Source organism: Prolixibacter sp. SD074 (assembly GCF_009617895.1).
Classification (GTDB): Bacteria; Bacteroidota; Bacteroidia; order Bacteroidales; family Prolixibacteraceae; genus Prolixibacter.
The window spans coordinates 3049171-3064394 of the sequence record NZ_BLAW01000001.1; the positions used below are offsets into that span (position 1 = coordinate 3049171).

A 15224-nucleotide genomic window follows, 5' to 3' on the forward strand; every position below is an offset into this window, starting at 1 on the left:
ATAAGTTCATATGTGTGAACATAAAATCTGTGGCTGGTTGACATGTTCATGTTAATTTCCACAATCAGATAAGGCATCCAGTAGCCTATGAGCAGCAAAAAACAGATAGGAACAGAACAAATGTTAATAAAAAAATTTGGTTAGATCTCCTGAAACTACTATTTTGCAGCACATTTAAAAAGCAGGCATTTTAAGGACAAATTTTGTTATTCTTTTTCCATTTTCCCAATTCCCGGAAGAACATGTTGCCCTTAAATACACAAAAGGGGTTGCACGGGTTGCAACCTTTTTTTTGCACTAAAAATCAGAAAAATACTTTCACTTAGAAGCATAAAAAAGCCCGCTTTTACGGGCCTTTCTTCTGTATTTTTGGTAATTGGTTACTGATTATACCTGTTCAACCGGCTCAGATATTTTCCAATAATATCGAATTCGATGTTAATGACTGAACCCGGTTCAAATGTATGGAAGTTCGTGTGTTCCTGGGTGTAAGGAATAATTGCCACCTGGAAACTGTTGTCCTTTGCATTTACAACCGTGAGACTGACACCATTTACACACACCGAGCCTTTTTCAACGGTCATGTAACCCTGCCGGGCTTTTTCGATGTCGAAATCATAAGTAAACGTATAATACCAACTTCCGTCAGCTTCTTCCACTTTCCGGCAAACAGCCGTTTGATCGACATGGCCCTGAACAATGTGCCCGTCCAGTCGTCCGTTAATCGGCATGCTGCGTTCCAGGTTAACCTTATCACCGACTTTTAGCAAGCCCAAATTCGATTTTAAAAGCGTCTCCTTAATAGCAGTCACCGTATAAGCCTTATCGGTCCTTTTCACTACCGTGAGACAAACTCCGTTGTGCGAGAGACTTTGATCGATCTTCAATTCATTAACAAAGTCACACTCCAGTGTGAGATGAACATTTTCCTGTTCTTTATCGATAGCCACCACAGTGCCCATTCCTTCGACGATTCCTGAGAACATTTTCGCGTATCTTTAAATTTTTTACGAAGGTAATTATTTTTGAAGAGAGAAAAGAGGAACAACCGGTCCAATACCGTAATGGTAACACAAGTCATTTTCCTGATAAAACTTACGCCGAATTTCTATTTTTGATAACTAAAAACACGAACGATGGAAAAACCCGATAAACGCATTCGCGATTTTATTACCGAACATCATGTATTAACACTGGCTACCAGTCAAAACGGACAACCTTGGTGTACTAACTGTTTTTACGCTTATCACGAAGATGAAAACGTGCTTATATTCACCTCGGATGATGAAACCCGCCACATTCAGGAAGCATTAAAAAACAAGCAGGTTGCCGCTTCCATTGTACTGGAAACAAGTGTTGTCGGTAAAATCAGGGGATTACAGATGACAGGAAAACTGGAATTACCCGAAGGCGAATTAGCCGGTAAAGTCAAAAAACGATATCTGAAAAAATTTCCGTATGCAGTGCTAATGGAAACTAAACTTTGGGTGCTGAATATTGAATCCATAAAAATGACCGATAACCGGCTTGGATTCGGCAAAAAACTATTTTGGCCATCCGAGTCACAAAAAACAAACTAACTAAAAAATCGAAAACAGCTCGCAAACGAACATCCTGCCATTGCTGAGTGCCAAAGTACCTGGCATGTTTGTCACTCAGCGCGGATATAGTGGATTTGGGGTCGCAAGCGGTTCGGCCGGGCAAATTACTATTCGTGGTGTTGGACTAAATGGAGCCACCTCAGAAGTATTGGTTATGATAGATGGGCAACCGCAAATGATGGGATTGATGGGGCATCCGTTTCCCGACAGTTATGTCAGTTCCGACCTGGAAAAAGTGGAAGTCATTCGCGGGCCAGGCTCCTTGTTGTATGGCACGAATGCCATGGGAGGCGTTGTGAACCTCATTACCCGCAAGGAGGACAAAGATGGTTTCTCGGGGCAGGTTCGCGGACAGTACGGTTCTTTCAACACAATCAAAACTGCAGGTTCGGCCGGCTATCGCGAAAATGGTTTTAACCTGTTTGCCTCGTACAATTACGATTCGACCAATGGTTCCCGCGAAAATTCCGATTTTCAAAACCATACTGCCTATCTCAAAACCGGATATCAGCCAACAGTTGTTTTCATACTTTCCCAGGGCGAGAAACCCTGCCGACAACCGTTTTCATGCTTTCCCGGGGCGGGAAACCTTGCCGACAGCCGTTTTCATGCTTTCCCGGGCCGAGAAACCCTGCCGACAGCCGTTTTCATACTTTCCCGGGGCGAGAAACCTTGCCGACAGCCGTTTTCATGCTTTCCCGGGGCGGGAAACCTTGCCGACAAATATTTTCTTGTTTTATATTGGGAACCATGTAAAAAACAATCGAAACCACCGTTATAAAAGCAAAAAAGGCTATTCCCTTCGGGAACAGCCTTTTATTGTATGAATAATTGAATTTATTCTTTTTCCAGTTCTTTCCAAACCAACGCACTGGCGCCAACGATGGCCGCAGAACCCGCTTTCAGTTTCGAGGGAAGAATTTCCACCTTGTTACGGAAGATAGGCAGTATATGTCTTTCCATACTTTCTTTGGTGGGTTTGAAAATCAAATCGCCGGCAGCGGTCGGTCCTCCAAACAGGAAGATGGCTTCCGGGCTCAGGTGACAAACGGTATCGCCCAAACCCTGGCCAAGATGCTCACCGGTAATTTCAAACGCTTCAATAGCAATTTTATCACCACGCTCAGCAGCTTCGAATACCTTCTTCGAGTCGAGTTTTTCGAAAGAATACTTCGCCATTTCACTTCCGCCGGCGTTATATTTTGCTAACAGCTCGAACACGGTGCGTTTGATACCGGGCGCCGAGCAGTAAGCTTCGAGGTGGCCTTCGCCGCCACAACCGCAAACGCGCCCGTGAGGAATAACAGTAGTGTGGCCCACTTCACCGGCAAAGCCATCGTGGCCATAAACCAGGTCGCCATTTACGACAATACCACTTCCCAAACCCGTACCGAGGGTAATCATCACAAAGTTTTTCATGCCTTTGGCGCCTCCGTAAATCATCTCACCCATAGCAGCAGCGTTAGCATCATTGGTTAATGCCAGCGCTTTCAGGTGAGGGAAATTTTGCTTGAGCAGATCAACCAGCGGCACCACGCCTTTAAACGCCAGGTTAGCTGCCTGCTCAATAGTACCTTTATAATAGTTTCCGTTGGGAGCGCCAATGCCGATACCCATCACCTCTGCATCAGCATTCAGCTTTTGTACGGAGTCGATCAACTCGTTGATACTCTCGCTTAACGAAGCAACATATTTGTTTACATCACCGTGGTTAGGTGTTGAGATGGAATCTTTAACGAGTACATCGCCATTTTCGTCAACCACACCCAGAACAGTGTTGGTCCCGCCGATATCTATACCTATAGCAACTCTTTTCATGTGTATTTTATGTTTTAACGAAGGAAATAAGTCCCAAAGTAAAAAGCATTACGTTTGGGACCTGAATCCTGTTGATATTTTTATGAATTCTTAACGAATTTTACTTCCCTTAACAGCATAAAAGAAAATGTACAGGTAACTGAATGCCGGTACGAAGAATGCCCAGGTATAACCATAGCTATCGGCAATGCTTCCCATAATGAGTGGAAGAACAGCGCCTCCAACAATCAGGCTGTTGATAATTCCGGACGCGGTACTTTTTTCTGCATTGTCCAGGTCTCTCACCGCAAGAGCAAAGATATTCGGGAACATGATGGAATTAAAGAAACCGATCGAAACAATCGTCCAAAGCGAGATACTCCCGGTAGTAACAGCGGTCGTAATAGCAAGAATAGCAGCGACTCCGGCAAATACGGCCAATGTGCGGTTGGCACTACCTTTACCAAGCTTCATAATCGCAAAGTTGATCACAGCAATTAACAGAAAGTATGCACCATAATTAAAGTTCCAGTCGGTAACAAAAGCACCGGAAACAAGAGCAAGAACCAGCACGCCCAAAATATAGGGTAATTTATTTCCCTTCATTTCTGAAAGCAAAATAGAACCAAAGAAACGGCCAATCATAGCGCCCCCCCAATAAATAGCAGCAAAACGAGATGCAATTTCAGAAGTGATATTCAATCCCTGGAGAGACTGTAAATAGTTTACCAACAAACCGGCATTTCCTACCTCGGCACCCACATAGAAAAAGATACCTAATGCTCCCAGCAATACGTGTGGATATCTCCATACGCTTTTCTTGATGCGTTCCGGGTTGGCCATTTCCTCGCTGTCAAGCAAAACAGGAAGCTTGATTGCCATAATTGCAATAGCAACTAATGCAATAATAACGCCCATGATGATGAACGGCAGCTGAACGGTCTTTGCTGAAGCAGCAGCATCGAGCATATCGCCTGCACCTTTAAAAATAGCTACTGAAATAATCCAGGGAGCAATCATGGTCGCAATCGAGTTCAAGGCCTGCGTCAGGTTCAGGCGTCCCGAAGCGCTTGATTCCGGGCCGAGAGCTGTCACATATGGATTGGCAGCAGTTTGGAGAATAACAACACCGGCTGCCAACACAAATGTCGCTGTCAGGAACAACCCAAAAGATGGAATGGCAGCTGCCGGAAAAAACAGGAAACTGCCAATCGCCATCACGATAAGTCCTGTTACTACAGCAGTCTTGTATCCAATACGATTAATAATATAGCCCGTTGGGATCGATAAAACCGGATAGGTAAGAAAGAAGGCAGCGGTTAAAAGCTGGGCTTCAAATTCCGATAAGGTAAAAATCATCTTCACCTTGGCGCTTAACGTGATGATGAAGGTGGTTGCGAAACCAAAAATGAAGAAAATGGCTCCGAAAACGGACATGCCTAGTCCGTAGTTAGCGTGCTTTTGTTCCATTATGCTTTGTTTTCAGTTAATGATTTGGTTTAGAATAAATCATTTCAAGTTTGAACAAATATAAAAATTAATCTGTCTTTCGTCATGAAAGATCTCAATCTTTACCTATTTGTCACTTACGATTTTCAATATTCCGGACCTTTATTTCACCTTTTTATCCAGGGATACTGTAATTCATCCAATAAGGCACCGGGCTCACATGGGTTTCATTATTGATTGTTATATCCTGTCTACTGCTGAATGGGTAATTGAGCTGTTCGGACAAGCAACAAAATAATCCATTGTGTGGTCAATTTCAGATTTGGGCCGATGAATTCCTGAGGAAAAAGGAAAAATGTGGGACGTACTGGATTCGAACCAGTGACTTCTACCCTGTCAAGGTAGCGCTCTAAACCAACTGAGCTAACGTCCCGTTGAGTGAAGCCAAAAATAGGATATTTGCCCGAATAAAAAAAACCTTTCCAAAACTTGAAAAGGCCTTTTTTAGTCGTATCTAACTGGAATAAATTCTATCTAAACCAAAAATTTTAAGACGAATAAGACACCCAGAACATACATGATAACACTCACATCCTTGAACTTGCCCGACAGTACCTTCAGCAATACATACGAAAGCATCCCGAAAACAATTCCATCAGCAATACTATAAGTAAGTGGCATCATAATGATGGTCAGGAAAGCAGGAATGGATTCGGTGTAATCGTCGAAGTTGATTTTCAAAATCGGGGACATCATAAACGAACCAACCAGAATCAAAGCCGGAGCCGTAGCGGCCCCCGGAACCATCAGGAAGAGCGGAGCCAGGAACAAAGCCAGGAAAAACATCCCGGCAACCGTCAGCGATGTCAAACCCGTCCTTCCACCTTCGGCAACACCCGAAGCGCTTTCCACATACGTGGTAACCGTTGACGTTCCCAGCATTGCACCAAATGTTGTTCCGACAGCATCGGCAAACAGGGCCTGCTTTACCCGTGGTACACGGCCTTCAGCATCCAGCATGTTCGCTTTTGATGACACACCTACCAATGTTCCCACCGTATCGAACATATCGACAAACAGGAACGTGAAGAGGATGATCACCATATTAAGCGAAAAGAGCTGTGAAAAGTCGAATTTAAAAGCGATAGGAGCTACCGACGGAGGCAAGCTTAGTATCTGTCCTTCCGGAAGATGGGCCACCCCCAGCGGAATACCCAAAATGGTAGAGGCAAAAATGCCAATCAGCAAAGCGCCTTTTACCCGGAGAGCCAGCAATACGCCCGTAAACAGCAATCCGAAAAGGGTAACCAATACGGTAGGAGAGCTCATGTCGCCCAATCCAACCAGCGTGGCGTCGTTATTTACAATCAAACCCGATCCCTGCATCCCGATAAACGCAATAAACAATCCAATACCGGCAGAGACAGCGTGTTTCAGGTTAATTGGTATCGCATTCACAATCAGTTCTCGGATATTAAATGCAGTCAGGACCAGGAAAATAATTCCTTCGATGAAAACAGCGGCCAGGGCAAACTGCCAACTGAAGCCCATCCCCAGACAAACAGTGTAAGCAAAGAAGGCATTAAGTCCCATTCCCGGGGCCAGGGCAAATGGTAGGTTCGCGAATAATGCCATTACCAGTGTAGCGATAATGGAAGCCACGGCAGTCGCGGTAAAAAGAGCATTTTTATCCATTCCGGTTTCCGAAAGAATCGTCGGGTTTATGGCAAGGATGTATGCCATGGTCATGAATGTGGTGATTCCGGCCACCACTTCGGTTTTCACCGATGTTTTGTTCTGTGTAAGTTTAAAAAGCTTTTCTAACATAACGGTTTATTTAGCAATGTCCGGTATCAAAATGTCCATTTACCTGCAATGGTCGGATTCACCATAAATCCATAATGCTGCGAGAAATTGGTACTCAATTCAATTTCACTACCTACCGAGAAATTCTTGGTCACGTTGTACCAGAACTGCGGTTCACTCAAGAAAACAAACTTGGTTTTATGTCCATTAAGTGTAAAATCTTCGCGCCAGAAGTCGGCAAATCCATCCAGTGTCACCTTGTTGTTGAAGAACTGCAAGGTCCATACGCCAGTGACCTGGAAGGAGTTTTTGTTTTTCCCGCGGATGGTTTTGTACATCAGCTGTAAGGTAAAAATCCTGGAATAGTCAGCCGTGTTCCAGGTGTAGTTCCCACCAAACAACCAGGCATCGTTTATCTGATAAGCACCACCGGGGGCATACTGTCCAAAACCACCATTGTACTCTACATGGATTTCGAACGGATTATCCCAGAATTTGAGCCCGCGGGCAATTTCCCAGTAAGCCAAAGCAACCCCTTGTACATTGTTGGCGCCATAGTCCATGTCAATAAAAAAGTAAGTACTACCGTACGGGCCGGGTTTAAACATCTCAACCGTCGATGTAAGGTACTTGCGGTCTTTGCCCATGTCGTAATGGAGCTGAATGTCCTGGGCTTCCAATGCCGTAAAGGCCATCAGAAAGGAAAGGGCAAAAAGGATCTTTTTCATGTGATAATTGTTCGTTTTTAACGCCACATGTCACGCACCGCTACATTGATTACCATAAGATTTGCAATGCTCATGGCTCGTTTCATGAAATGAGGGTTTATTACGGAAATGGTTGCAAAACCAATGAAATATCTCCGCGATAATTTTAAAAAATATTAACAAATCCGTCGCGAAATTAACAATATTTGCAAATTGACTTACAGATTAGTAAATCAGAACGATAGTTTGTAATAAATCTACATTTCGGTACCTTTTTACTTCTCCCGTTTTTACTGATAGCGTGAAGGCCGTTTGAACGGAATTCAGGATTTCAGACGATCATCAATGGCCTGGTTCAAATACTGATTCATTGTCGAAAGCACTTTAAAAGTTTCCAGTACATTTTCCATGAACAAAGGCGAAAGGATCTCTTCTGCTGTTAGATTGCGGCCATAGGCATAGGATTTATTCCGCAACAAGTGGATATATTCCCAATCCTTGGGAAAATCGCGGGGAGCGGTTTTCAACCTGGCATCGTATTCATCAGGCAGATGTTTCTGAAATTCCGGATTTTCCTTTATCGACAAAAACCCTTCCGGATCGAGGAAAATTTCCTGGCGAATAGCTTTAAGGTTAGCTGATGGCGGCATAAAAACGCCCCCGCCGAGGAATGAACTTCCGGGCTGCAGGTGCAGATAATACCCGGCATATCCTGATTTCCGACCACCACGAGAGATGAAACTTCCGTAATTTGTTTTGTAAGGGCGCTTGTCATTTGAAAAACGGACATCCCGAAAAATCCGGAACATGCAGTCTTTTGGAGCAAGCATCGGAACTTCCGGATCAAACGACTTGATTTCGTTATTCAGAAGCTCCGTAAACGCCAAAAACTTGCTCCTCGTTTCTTCGTAACGGTCCCGGTTTCGCTCAAACCATTCGCGGTTATTGTTCTTTCCCAAATCGGCCAGGAAATCAAGAATATCTTTCATGATAAAAATCGCTTTAGCAGTTTCACCAAATTTATTCGAAATCACCGTAAGGTTTGTAAAGGGAAGGGTAAATTTGCATAGGAAACAGAAATCAGAGCTGAATTGTCATGAATAAACCCGACCCTCATTCCACCAAACGTTCCGTAATTGTTGTTGCCGGAGGCAGTGGTTCCCGGATGAAAAGTGACCGGCCGAAACAGTTCCTGGAATTATTGGGAAAGCCGGTCCTGATGTACACATTGGAAGCATTCAACCGGTTCGATTCCACCATGGATTTGATTGTTGTGTTACCCGCTGACCAGATTCCCTTCTGGGAACAATTATGCCTGAATCATAATTTTGTCATTCGTCATCAGGTAGTAGCTGGCGGAGACACCCGGTTTCATTCGGTAAAAAATGGTTTGTCGGCTTTGTCCGCCTGTGATTTGGTTGCCATTCATGACGGCGTACGACCATTGGTGAGCCAAACAACCATCGAGAATTGCTTCCTGATTGCGAAAAAACAAGGCACTGCCATTCCGGTGCTGCCGGTCATCGAATCGTTGCGCGAAGGAAATATGGAAGAATCTGCCCCTGTGGACCGTAGTCGTTACTATTCAGTGCAAACGCCGCAAATTTTCCGCACCTCAACATTGTTGAAAGCCTACGAACAGGATTTTAATTCCTTATTTACGGATGATGCATCGGTTGTTGAAAGTGCCGGTTTTCGGGTTAAACTAGTGGAAGGAAATCGCGAAAACATCAAGATCACGCATCCGGTAGATTTAAGAATTGCCGAATTTTTCCTTTCCCTACCGGGAAGAAAATAATCACTTCAGAATACGGATGCGTTTCACGCGTATGTCACGCAAGGGCCGGTAATATTTGTCCACACTCACGGTATCGATCTTGTCTGCCACATTCATTCCCGAAGTCACTTCACCGAAGATGGTATATTCGCCGTCAAGTGTCGGTGCGCCGCCGGTCGTCTTATACACCCGGCGCTGTTCGGGCGAGAATTTGATGTGATTTTCCTTTTCGATATCGTCCAGCTCCTTATCGGAATAAGTTCGTCCCACTACAATATAGAACTGGCTTCCGTCCGAACGTTTGTAACGGTTTTGCCTGTCGGGAAGACGGGGAACACCGACTATTCCACGCCGGTGAAAATACTTCGGGTTGATATTAGCCGGAAGCGTGTATCCGGGACCTTTCCAGCCCACCATATCATCAGGCCTGGCATGCCGTGTATCAGCTGCACCGGTCTGAATCACAAATTTGGCAATAACCCGGTGCCACAGCAACGAGTCGTAATAATGTTCCCGAACCAGTTTCAGGAAATTATCGCGGTAAAGCGGCATATTATTAAAGAGCCTGATGATGATGTTTCCGTAATCGGTTTCCACCAGCACGCCTTTTATTTTGGCATTTGCGGCGCTCACTTCCGGAGGTACCTTCCCTCCAAGTCGCGAAATCGGCTTCAGTGGCTCATTTTGTTTTTCCAGTAATTTGGCAACAACCTCTGCGGGGACAGCCAGGTAATCCTGATCGATACCCGCCGAATACAACTTGCCTACTCCCAGGACTTCCCGGTTATTCAGAAAAACCGGCCGACCATTGGTTGAACTGTAAATAATGTTGGAAATCCGAAAAACGTCGTTTCCCTGAATCGTTGATTCTTCCAGCATCTTCCCTTTACCAATCGGGACTGTTTTTCCCCGGATGGGGCTAACAACATAGGTTAGCGCTCCCCGGGGAACATGCCCGGTATATAATTTCAGGCCGGGCCGATGCAGGTTCTTTATTTTCAGCAGGACCAAATCGTTGATCCGGTCGACTGCCAAAAATCCGGCAACCTGGTAAGTTGCATTCCCATCCAGCGGTTGTACTTCTGCACGATTCGAGTTTCCGAAAAGAGAATAGGGACTAACAGCAACACTATCGTTCAGAAAAAAACCCATCCCCTGCTCCAATCGACGTTTCCCGTCGTACGTAGTCACCGAAAAAACGGATGGCAACAAACTTCCAAACGAGACTTTCTCCGGTACTTTTTTTCCCGTTTTATTCTTATTTTTTTCCGAAGTATTTCCTTTTCCCCCGGAGCCTCCGCACGAAACCAATGCCACGGCTAACGTAAGAATCAGAAATTGTTTCATCCGTGCCATTTACCTGATCTCATTAATGTTTACTATTTTCACATCCTCCAGGGGACGATCATTTTTATCGGTTTTCAGTGATGCAATTTTGTCAATCACATCAAAACCGTCAATTACTTCGCCAAAAACCGTGTACTTACCATCCAGCTCCGGATAACCGCCAACAGTCGTGTAGGCTTTTCGTTGTGCTTTGGAAAAATTCAGGACATGGGGATTCAAAGCATATTCCGTTTCAATTTGTTGCTTTAGCGGATTAGCAAGGGCCCTGAATTCGTCCACTTTCTTCTCTTTCTTCAGCTTTGCCAATTTGGCTTTAACTTCAGGGGTCAGGACCTGTTTAATGATCTGCTTCTTAATCGGGACATTATTAGCCAACTCCATTGTATCCAGCTCTCCGGGGCGGTATACGCGTCCTTCCACAATGTAAAACTGCGAGATATCGGATTGTTTAAACGGATTCACATCGTCGGGTTGGCGGGGAGCACACAAAGCTCCTTTTTTGTGAAAATGATCCGGACGGATTTCATCATCAACAGTGAAAGCCGGATTCCCATAACCAATAAGTTTTCCCGGAGGGGCATTCCGGGAATCGGCAGCCCCACCCTGAACCAGGAAATTACGAATGACCCGGTAAAACAAGGTTCCGTTGTAATATCCCTTTTTTACCTCCTGCAGAAATTTATCGCGGTGTTTGGGCGTATCATTGTACAACTTGCATTTCATATCGCCGAAATTGGTCGAGATAACGACAATATGTTCCGGCTCCTGAGCCTTAGCCCCGGCTACGGTAAAAAGAAAAACCAACAAGAAAACGATCTTCTTCACAATCCGGTCTGTTTTTGAATGTTTTCCGTGAATAAAATGAAAATTGAATAAACAGGCAAATAGCCTGACTTCTTCGCTAATCCTTCAGTATTTTCATGGTCATCTTCACATCTTTCACGGGCCTGTCGTGATCATCCGTCTTTACATGAGCGATGGAATCGATGACATTCAGTCCTTCTATCACCTCACCGAATACGGTATAATTGCCATCGAGGTGAGGAACGCCACCAATGGCCGTATAGGTTTCCCGTTGCTGTTTGGCAAAATGGAAAGGGTGCAAAGCAGCACTGTCCTGTGCCTGTTTTTCCAGCCGGTCAAGCAAATCGGCGTACTCAATTTGCTTTCCCTGTTCCTGTAATATCCTCACCGAATCGGCCTTTTTCATAAACAGCTGATGATAAATATCCTGCGCCTCCCGTTGAGTTTGCATTGTTTCGAGCGAATCGAGCGCCTGTGGAGTAAAAACTTTCCCTTCGACAATATAAAACTGCGAACCTGACGAGCGTTTCTCCGGATTGGCCTGGTCGCCTAATCGCGCGGCGGCCAATGCTCCTTTCTTATGAAAAAAACCAGGCCTGAATTCTGCAGGAAGCGTATAGCCCGGACCTCCATTTCCCAGCATCTGTCCCGGTTCTGCATCGCGTGACTGCGGATCACCACCCTGAATCATAAATTCAGGTATGACACGATGAAAAAGCAATCCGTTATAAAATCCCTGCTTCACCAGCTTGAGGAAATTATCGCGGTGTTGCGGCGTTTCGTTGTACAACAGCACTTTCATATCGCCGTACTCCGTTTTAATAAGTACAACCGGTCGTTTTTGTTTTTCCGTTTTACCGGAATGAGAACAGGACGTTAGAAACAATATGGTCAAAGCCAGTAAGAAATGGATTTTTCGTTGCATAATTTTCGAATTTGGTGCCTAAGGTATAAAAGATCAGTTATATCAGGTGACAGACAAAACAACAAAAGCCTCCTTTTTTGGAAGCCTTTGCCCTTGTCGTGTATCGTGCGGGTTATTTTTTTTCTTCAGCCAGGTTCATATCCGCAACAAACTGGCGGATTTGCTGCTCGTCATCTTTTTTACAAATCAACAGGGTATTATCCGTTTCCACCACAATGTATCCATCAAGTCCTTGTACTACCGCTGTTTTTTCTCCGGACATGTTGATGATGCTGTCCCTGGTTTCATATAGAAAAACCTTGTCTCCCCATACAGCATTCTGATTCTCATCGACATGGAGATTTTCATGAAGTGATCCCCATGTTCCCAGGTCGGACCAACCAAAGTCCGAGCAAAGTACGTAAACATTATCAGCCTTTTCCATAATCCCGAAGTCAATGGAAATATTGGGACACTCCGAATAGGCTTTATTGATGAAATGGACCTCGTCTTCCGTATGGTAATATTTGTATCCTTTTTCAAAAATCGTATTGACATCAGGAAGATACTTCGCCAATGCTTCGTGAATGGCTTGAACGGACCAAATAAATATACCGGAATTCCAGAAAAATTCGCCTGTTTCCATGAACAGCCGGGCCATCTTACGATCCGGCTTTTCAGTAAATGTTTTTACGTGATACAAATTATCGTAATCAGCCATTTCACAATTATCAGCTACCTGGATGTAACCATATCCCGTCTCCGGCCTACTTGGTTTAATTCCGAGGGTAAGAAGAACCTTATTCTTCGCGGTAAATTCCATTCCTTTTCGAATTTCTTCAAGGAAAATATTCTCTTTCAGGATCAGGTGATCAGATGGAGCGACTACAATATTGGCATCTTTACAGCGACTGATAATTTTATGCGTAGCGTAAGCCACACACGGTGCCGTATTTCTTCTCAGCGGTTCGCACAACACCTGATCTAACGTCAGTTTAGGCAACTGTTCCAGCACCATTTCGCGATAGCGTTCGCTGGTTACCACCAATATATTTTCAGCCGGGAATATCTTGTTAAAGCGATCAAAAGTAAGCTGGAGCAACGATTTTCCCACTCCGAGAATGTCAATAAATTGTTTTGGCCTGTCCTGTGTACTAAGTGGCCAGAATCGGCTTCCGATACCGCCGGCCATAATAACACAGTAATTATTGCAATTGTCCATGAGAACGGTTTTGTATCAAATTTATCCAAATTTTTGCAAAGGTAAAGTCAAAATCCTTCCGGATGATCAAATGGCGAAGAAAAGGCAGGAATAAGGGCATTCCTTAATAATTTTGTACTTTTAGATAAATATTCCAAAGGGGTAATCCACGCTACCCTGAAGGTTCGGCAAAAGAGATGAAACATTAGAATAAGTAAAACGAGATATATGAAATTCATCTTCCACCTGGGACAGTATATGTTGCTGATGAAGAAAGTATTCAGCAGGCCGGAACGCCATAAGATATACTGGCGTCAATTATTGGTAGAGATCGAAAAACTGGGGATTGATTCCATCGGCATTGTAGTTATCATATCGGTTTTTATGGGAGGAATTATCACGCTCCAGTTGTCGTATAATATGTCCAATCCGTTTTTGCCTTCTTATCTGATAGGTTTAGGTAATCGCGATACCCTGATCCTGGAATTTTCATCTACGATTCTGAGCCTGATGCTGGCGGGAAAAGTAGGTTCAAACATTGCCACTGAAATTGGCAGTATGCGCATCACGGAACAAATTGACTCGATGGAGATCATGGGTATTAATTCAGCGTCATTTCTCATTCTTCCCAAAATTCTGGCTTTTGTGATTGTTAGTCCGATGCTGTTTGTTTTAAGCATTGCTACCGGATTGATTGGAGGATTAATTACTGGACCGATGTCGGGCGCTATTACCACAGCTGACTACCTGAACGGTGTCACTTACGCGTTTGTGCCTTATTACGTAACCTTTTCAGGTTTGAAAACACTGGTATTTGGATTTCTGATTGCCTCGGTACCGGCTTACCTGGGCTATTATGTCGACGGAGGCGCACTCGAAGTAGGAAAGGCAAGTACGCAATCCGTCGTAACAACCAGTGTTCTGATTCTGTTTTTTGATTTAATTCTCACGCAAATCTTCTTCAAATGATTGAGATAAAAGGCCTATGTAAATCCTTTGAAGGTCGTCCAATTCTGAAAGATATTTCCACCAAATTCGAAAAAGGGAAAACAAACCTGATTATCGGGCAGAGTGGTTCAGGAAAAACCGTCTTGCTGAAATCCATTGTTGGATTGCTCGATATTGATGAGGGCGAAATTCTGTATAACGGCGAAGATGTTTCACATCTGTCAGATAAGAAAAGAAAAAGCTTACGGCAGGATATCGGGATGGTTTTCCAGGGAGGTGCCTTGTTTGATTCACTTACGGTAGAAGAAAATGTGCGGTTTCCACTGGACATGTTCACGAAAAAAACAGAGAAGGAAAAAGCCGATCGGGTAAAATTTTGTCTCGACCGAGTCAATATCAAAGGCGCCAACGATTTGTACCCGGCTGAGATTTCAGGAGGGATGCGCAAGCGTGTAGCTATCGCCCGGGCCATTGTGTTGAATCCGAAATACCTGTTTTGCGATGAACCCAATTCGGGCCTCGACCCGATGACTGCCATTCTGATTGACAACCTGATCAATCAGATTACGCAGGACCTGGATATCACCACCATTATCAATACTCACGACATGAATTCGGTAATGGAAATTGGCGATAACATTCTGTTCATATCCCAGGGAGAAAAATGGTGGGAAGGCAACAAAAATGAAATTTTGTACACATCCAATGAAAAGCTGAATGACTTTGTTTTCGCGTCACCGCTTTACCGCGAAATGCGGACATTGAAAAAGCAGGAGCTAAAAGACGATCAATCATAAAAAAATGATAGCCGCCTGACTACGTTTTCCAGCTATTCCACACGTATTTACAGGCCTTCATTTGTCTTTCATACAATGGGTAAATA

The 15224-nt window shown here is 44.2% G+C and carries 15 protein-coding genes and 1 tRNA gene; 5 read left to right on the forward strand and 11 right to left on the reverse strand.

Annotated features, from left to right (window positions below):
- Positions 1–380 precede the first annotated feature (380 nt).
- Positions 381–986 carry a riboflavin synthase gene (locus tag GJU82_RS13100; RefSeq protein WP_153632554.1) on the reverse strand — a complete coding sequence of 202 codons (606 nt, stop codon included), beginning with the start codon at positions 984–986 and terminating at the stop codon, positions 381–383.
- Positions 987–1136: 150 nt separating this feature from the next.
- Here GJU82_RS13100 and GJU82_RS13105 point away from each other — a divergent pair, with 150 nt between their 5' ends.
- Positions 1137–1580, forward strand: coding sequence for a pyridoxamine 5'-phosphate oxidase family protein (locus GJU82_RS13105; protein WP_153632555.1), 444 nt, complete (start codon positions 1137–1139; stop codon positions 1578–1580).
- 7 nt (positions 1581–1587) lie between these two features.
- Positions 1588–2382 carry a TonB-dependent receptor gene (locus GJU82_RS17785; RefSeq protein ID WP_153632556.1) on the forward strand — a complete coding sequence of 265 codons (795 nt, stop codon included), beginning with the start codon at positions 1588–1590 and terminating at the stop codon, positions 2380–2382.
- 56 nt (positions 2383–2438) lie between these two features.
- Here GJU82_RS17785 and GJU82_RS13115 read toward each other — a convergent pair whose 3' ends face one another.
- From GJU82_RS13115 to GJU82_RS13140, 6 genes are all read right to left on the reverse strand, one after another.
- Positions 2439–3419 carry an ROK family protein gene (locus GJU82_RS13115; RefSeq protein WP_153632557.1) on the reverse strand — a complete coding sequence of 327 codons (981 nt, stop codon included), beginning with the start codon at positions 3417–3419 and terminating at the stop codon, positions 2439–2441.
- Positions 3420–3509: 90 nt separating this feature from the next.
- Positions 3510–4868: an MFS transporter gene (locus GJU82_RS13120; protein ID WP_153632558.1), complete on the reverse strand. Its 1359-nt coding sequence runs from the start codon at positions 4866–4868 to the stop codon at positions 3510–3512.
- Positions 4869–5205: 337 nt separating this feature from the next.
- A tRNA-Val gene (locus GJU82_RS13125) sits at positions 5206–5280 on the reverse strand.
- Between the two features lie 101 nt (positions 5281–5381).
- Positions 5382–6674 carry an NCS2 family permease gene (locus GJU82_RS13130; RefSeq protein ID WP_153632559.1) on the reverse strand — a complete coding sequence of 431 codons (1293 nt, stop codon included), beginning with the start codon at positions 6672–6674 and terminating at the stop codon, positions 5382–5384.
- Between the two features lie 26 nt (positions 6675–6700).
- On the reverse strand, positions 6701–7381 hold the full coding sequence (locus tag GJU82_RS13135; RefSeq protein ID WP_153632560.1) for a DUF5020 family protein: 681 nt from the start codon (positions 7379–7381) through the stop codon (positions 6701–6703).
- Between the two features lie 302 nt (positions 7382–7683).
- Positions 7684–8349, reverse strand: coding sequence for a DUF2461 domain-containing protein (locus GJU82_RS13140; protein ID WP_153632561.1), 666 nt, complete (start codon positions 8347–8349; stop codon positions 7684–7686).
- Between the two features lie 107 nt (positions 8350–8456).
- Between GJU82_RS13140 and GJU82_RS13145 the strand changes: the two genes are divergently transcribed.
- Complete coding sequence (locus GJU82_RS13145; RefSeq protein WP_153632562.1) at positions 8457–9158, forward strand: 2-C-methyl-D-erythritol 4-phosphate cytidylyltransferase; 702 nt, start codon at positions 8457–8459, stop codon at positions 9156–9158.
- Here the strand turns inward: GJU82_RS13145 and GJU82_RS13150 are convergent, their stop codons facing one another.
- The 4 genes from GJU82_RS13150 to GJU82_RS13165 all read right to left on the reverse strand — a co-directional run bounded on the left by GJU82_RS13150 (position 9159) and on the right by GJU82_RS13165 (position 13414).
- A complete protein-coding gene (locus GJU82_RS13150) occupies positions 9159–10484 on the reverse strand; it encodes a peptidylprolyl isomerase (RefSeq protein WP_194831055.1) in 1326 nt (441 codons plus the stop codon). It lies immediately after the preceding gene.
- Positions 10485–10493: 9 nt separating this feature from the next.
- The gene (locus GJU82_RS13155; protein WP_153632564.1) at positions 10494–11309 is read right to left on the reverse strand and encodes a peptidylprolyl isomerase; all 816 of its coding nucleotides are present in this window, start codon (positions 11307–11309) and stop codon (positions 10494–10496) included.
- Between the two features lie 76 nt (positions 11310–11385).
- Positions 11386–12213 carry a peptidylprolyl isomerase gene (locus GJU82_RS13160; RefSeq protein WP_153632565.1) on the reverse strand — a complete coding sequence of 276 codons (828 nt, stop codon included), beginning with the start codon at positions 12211–12213 and terminating at the stop codon, positions 11386–11388.
- 112 nt (positions 12214–12325) lie between these two features.
- Positions 12326–13414, reverse strand: a complete 1089-nt coding sequence (locus GJU82_RS13165) for a mannose-1-phosphate guanylyltransferase (protein ID WP_153632566.1) — start codon at positions 13412–13414, stop codon at positions 12326–12328.
- Positions 13415–13621: 207 nt separating this feature from the next.
- Here GJU82_RS13165 and GJU82_RS13170 point away from each other — a divergent pair, with 207 nt between their 5' ends.
- Positions 13622–14362, forward strand: coding sequence for an ABC transporter permease (locus tag GJU82_RS13170; RefSeq protein WP_153632567.1), 741 nt, complete (start codon positions 13622–13624; stop codon positions 14360–14362).
- A complete protein-coding gene (locus GJU82_RS13175) occupies positions 14359–15138 on the forward strand; it encodes an ABC transporter ATP-binding protein (RefSeq protein WP_153632568.1) in 780 nt (259 codons plus the stop codon). Before GJU82_RS13170 ends, GJU82_RS13175 begins: the two co-directional genes overlap by 4 nt.
- Positions 15139–15224 lie beyond the last annotated feature (86 nt).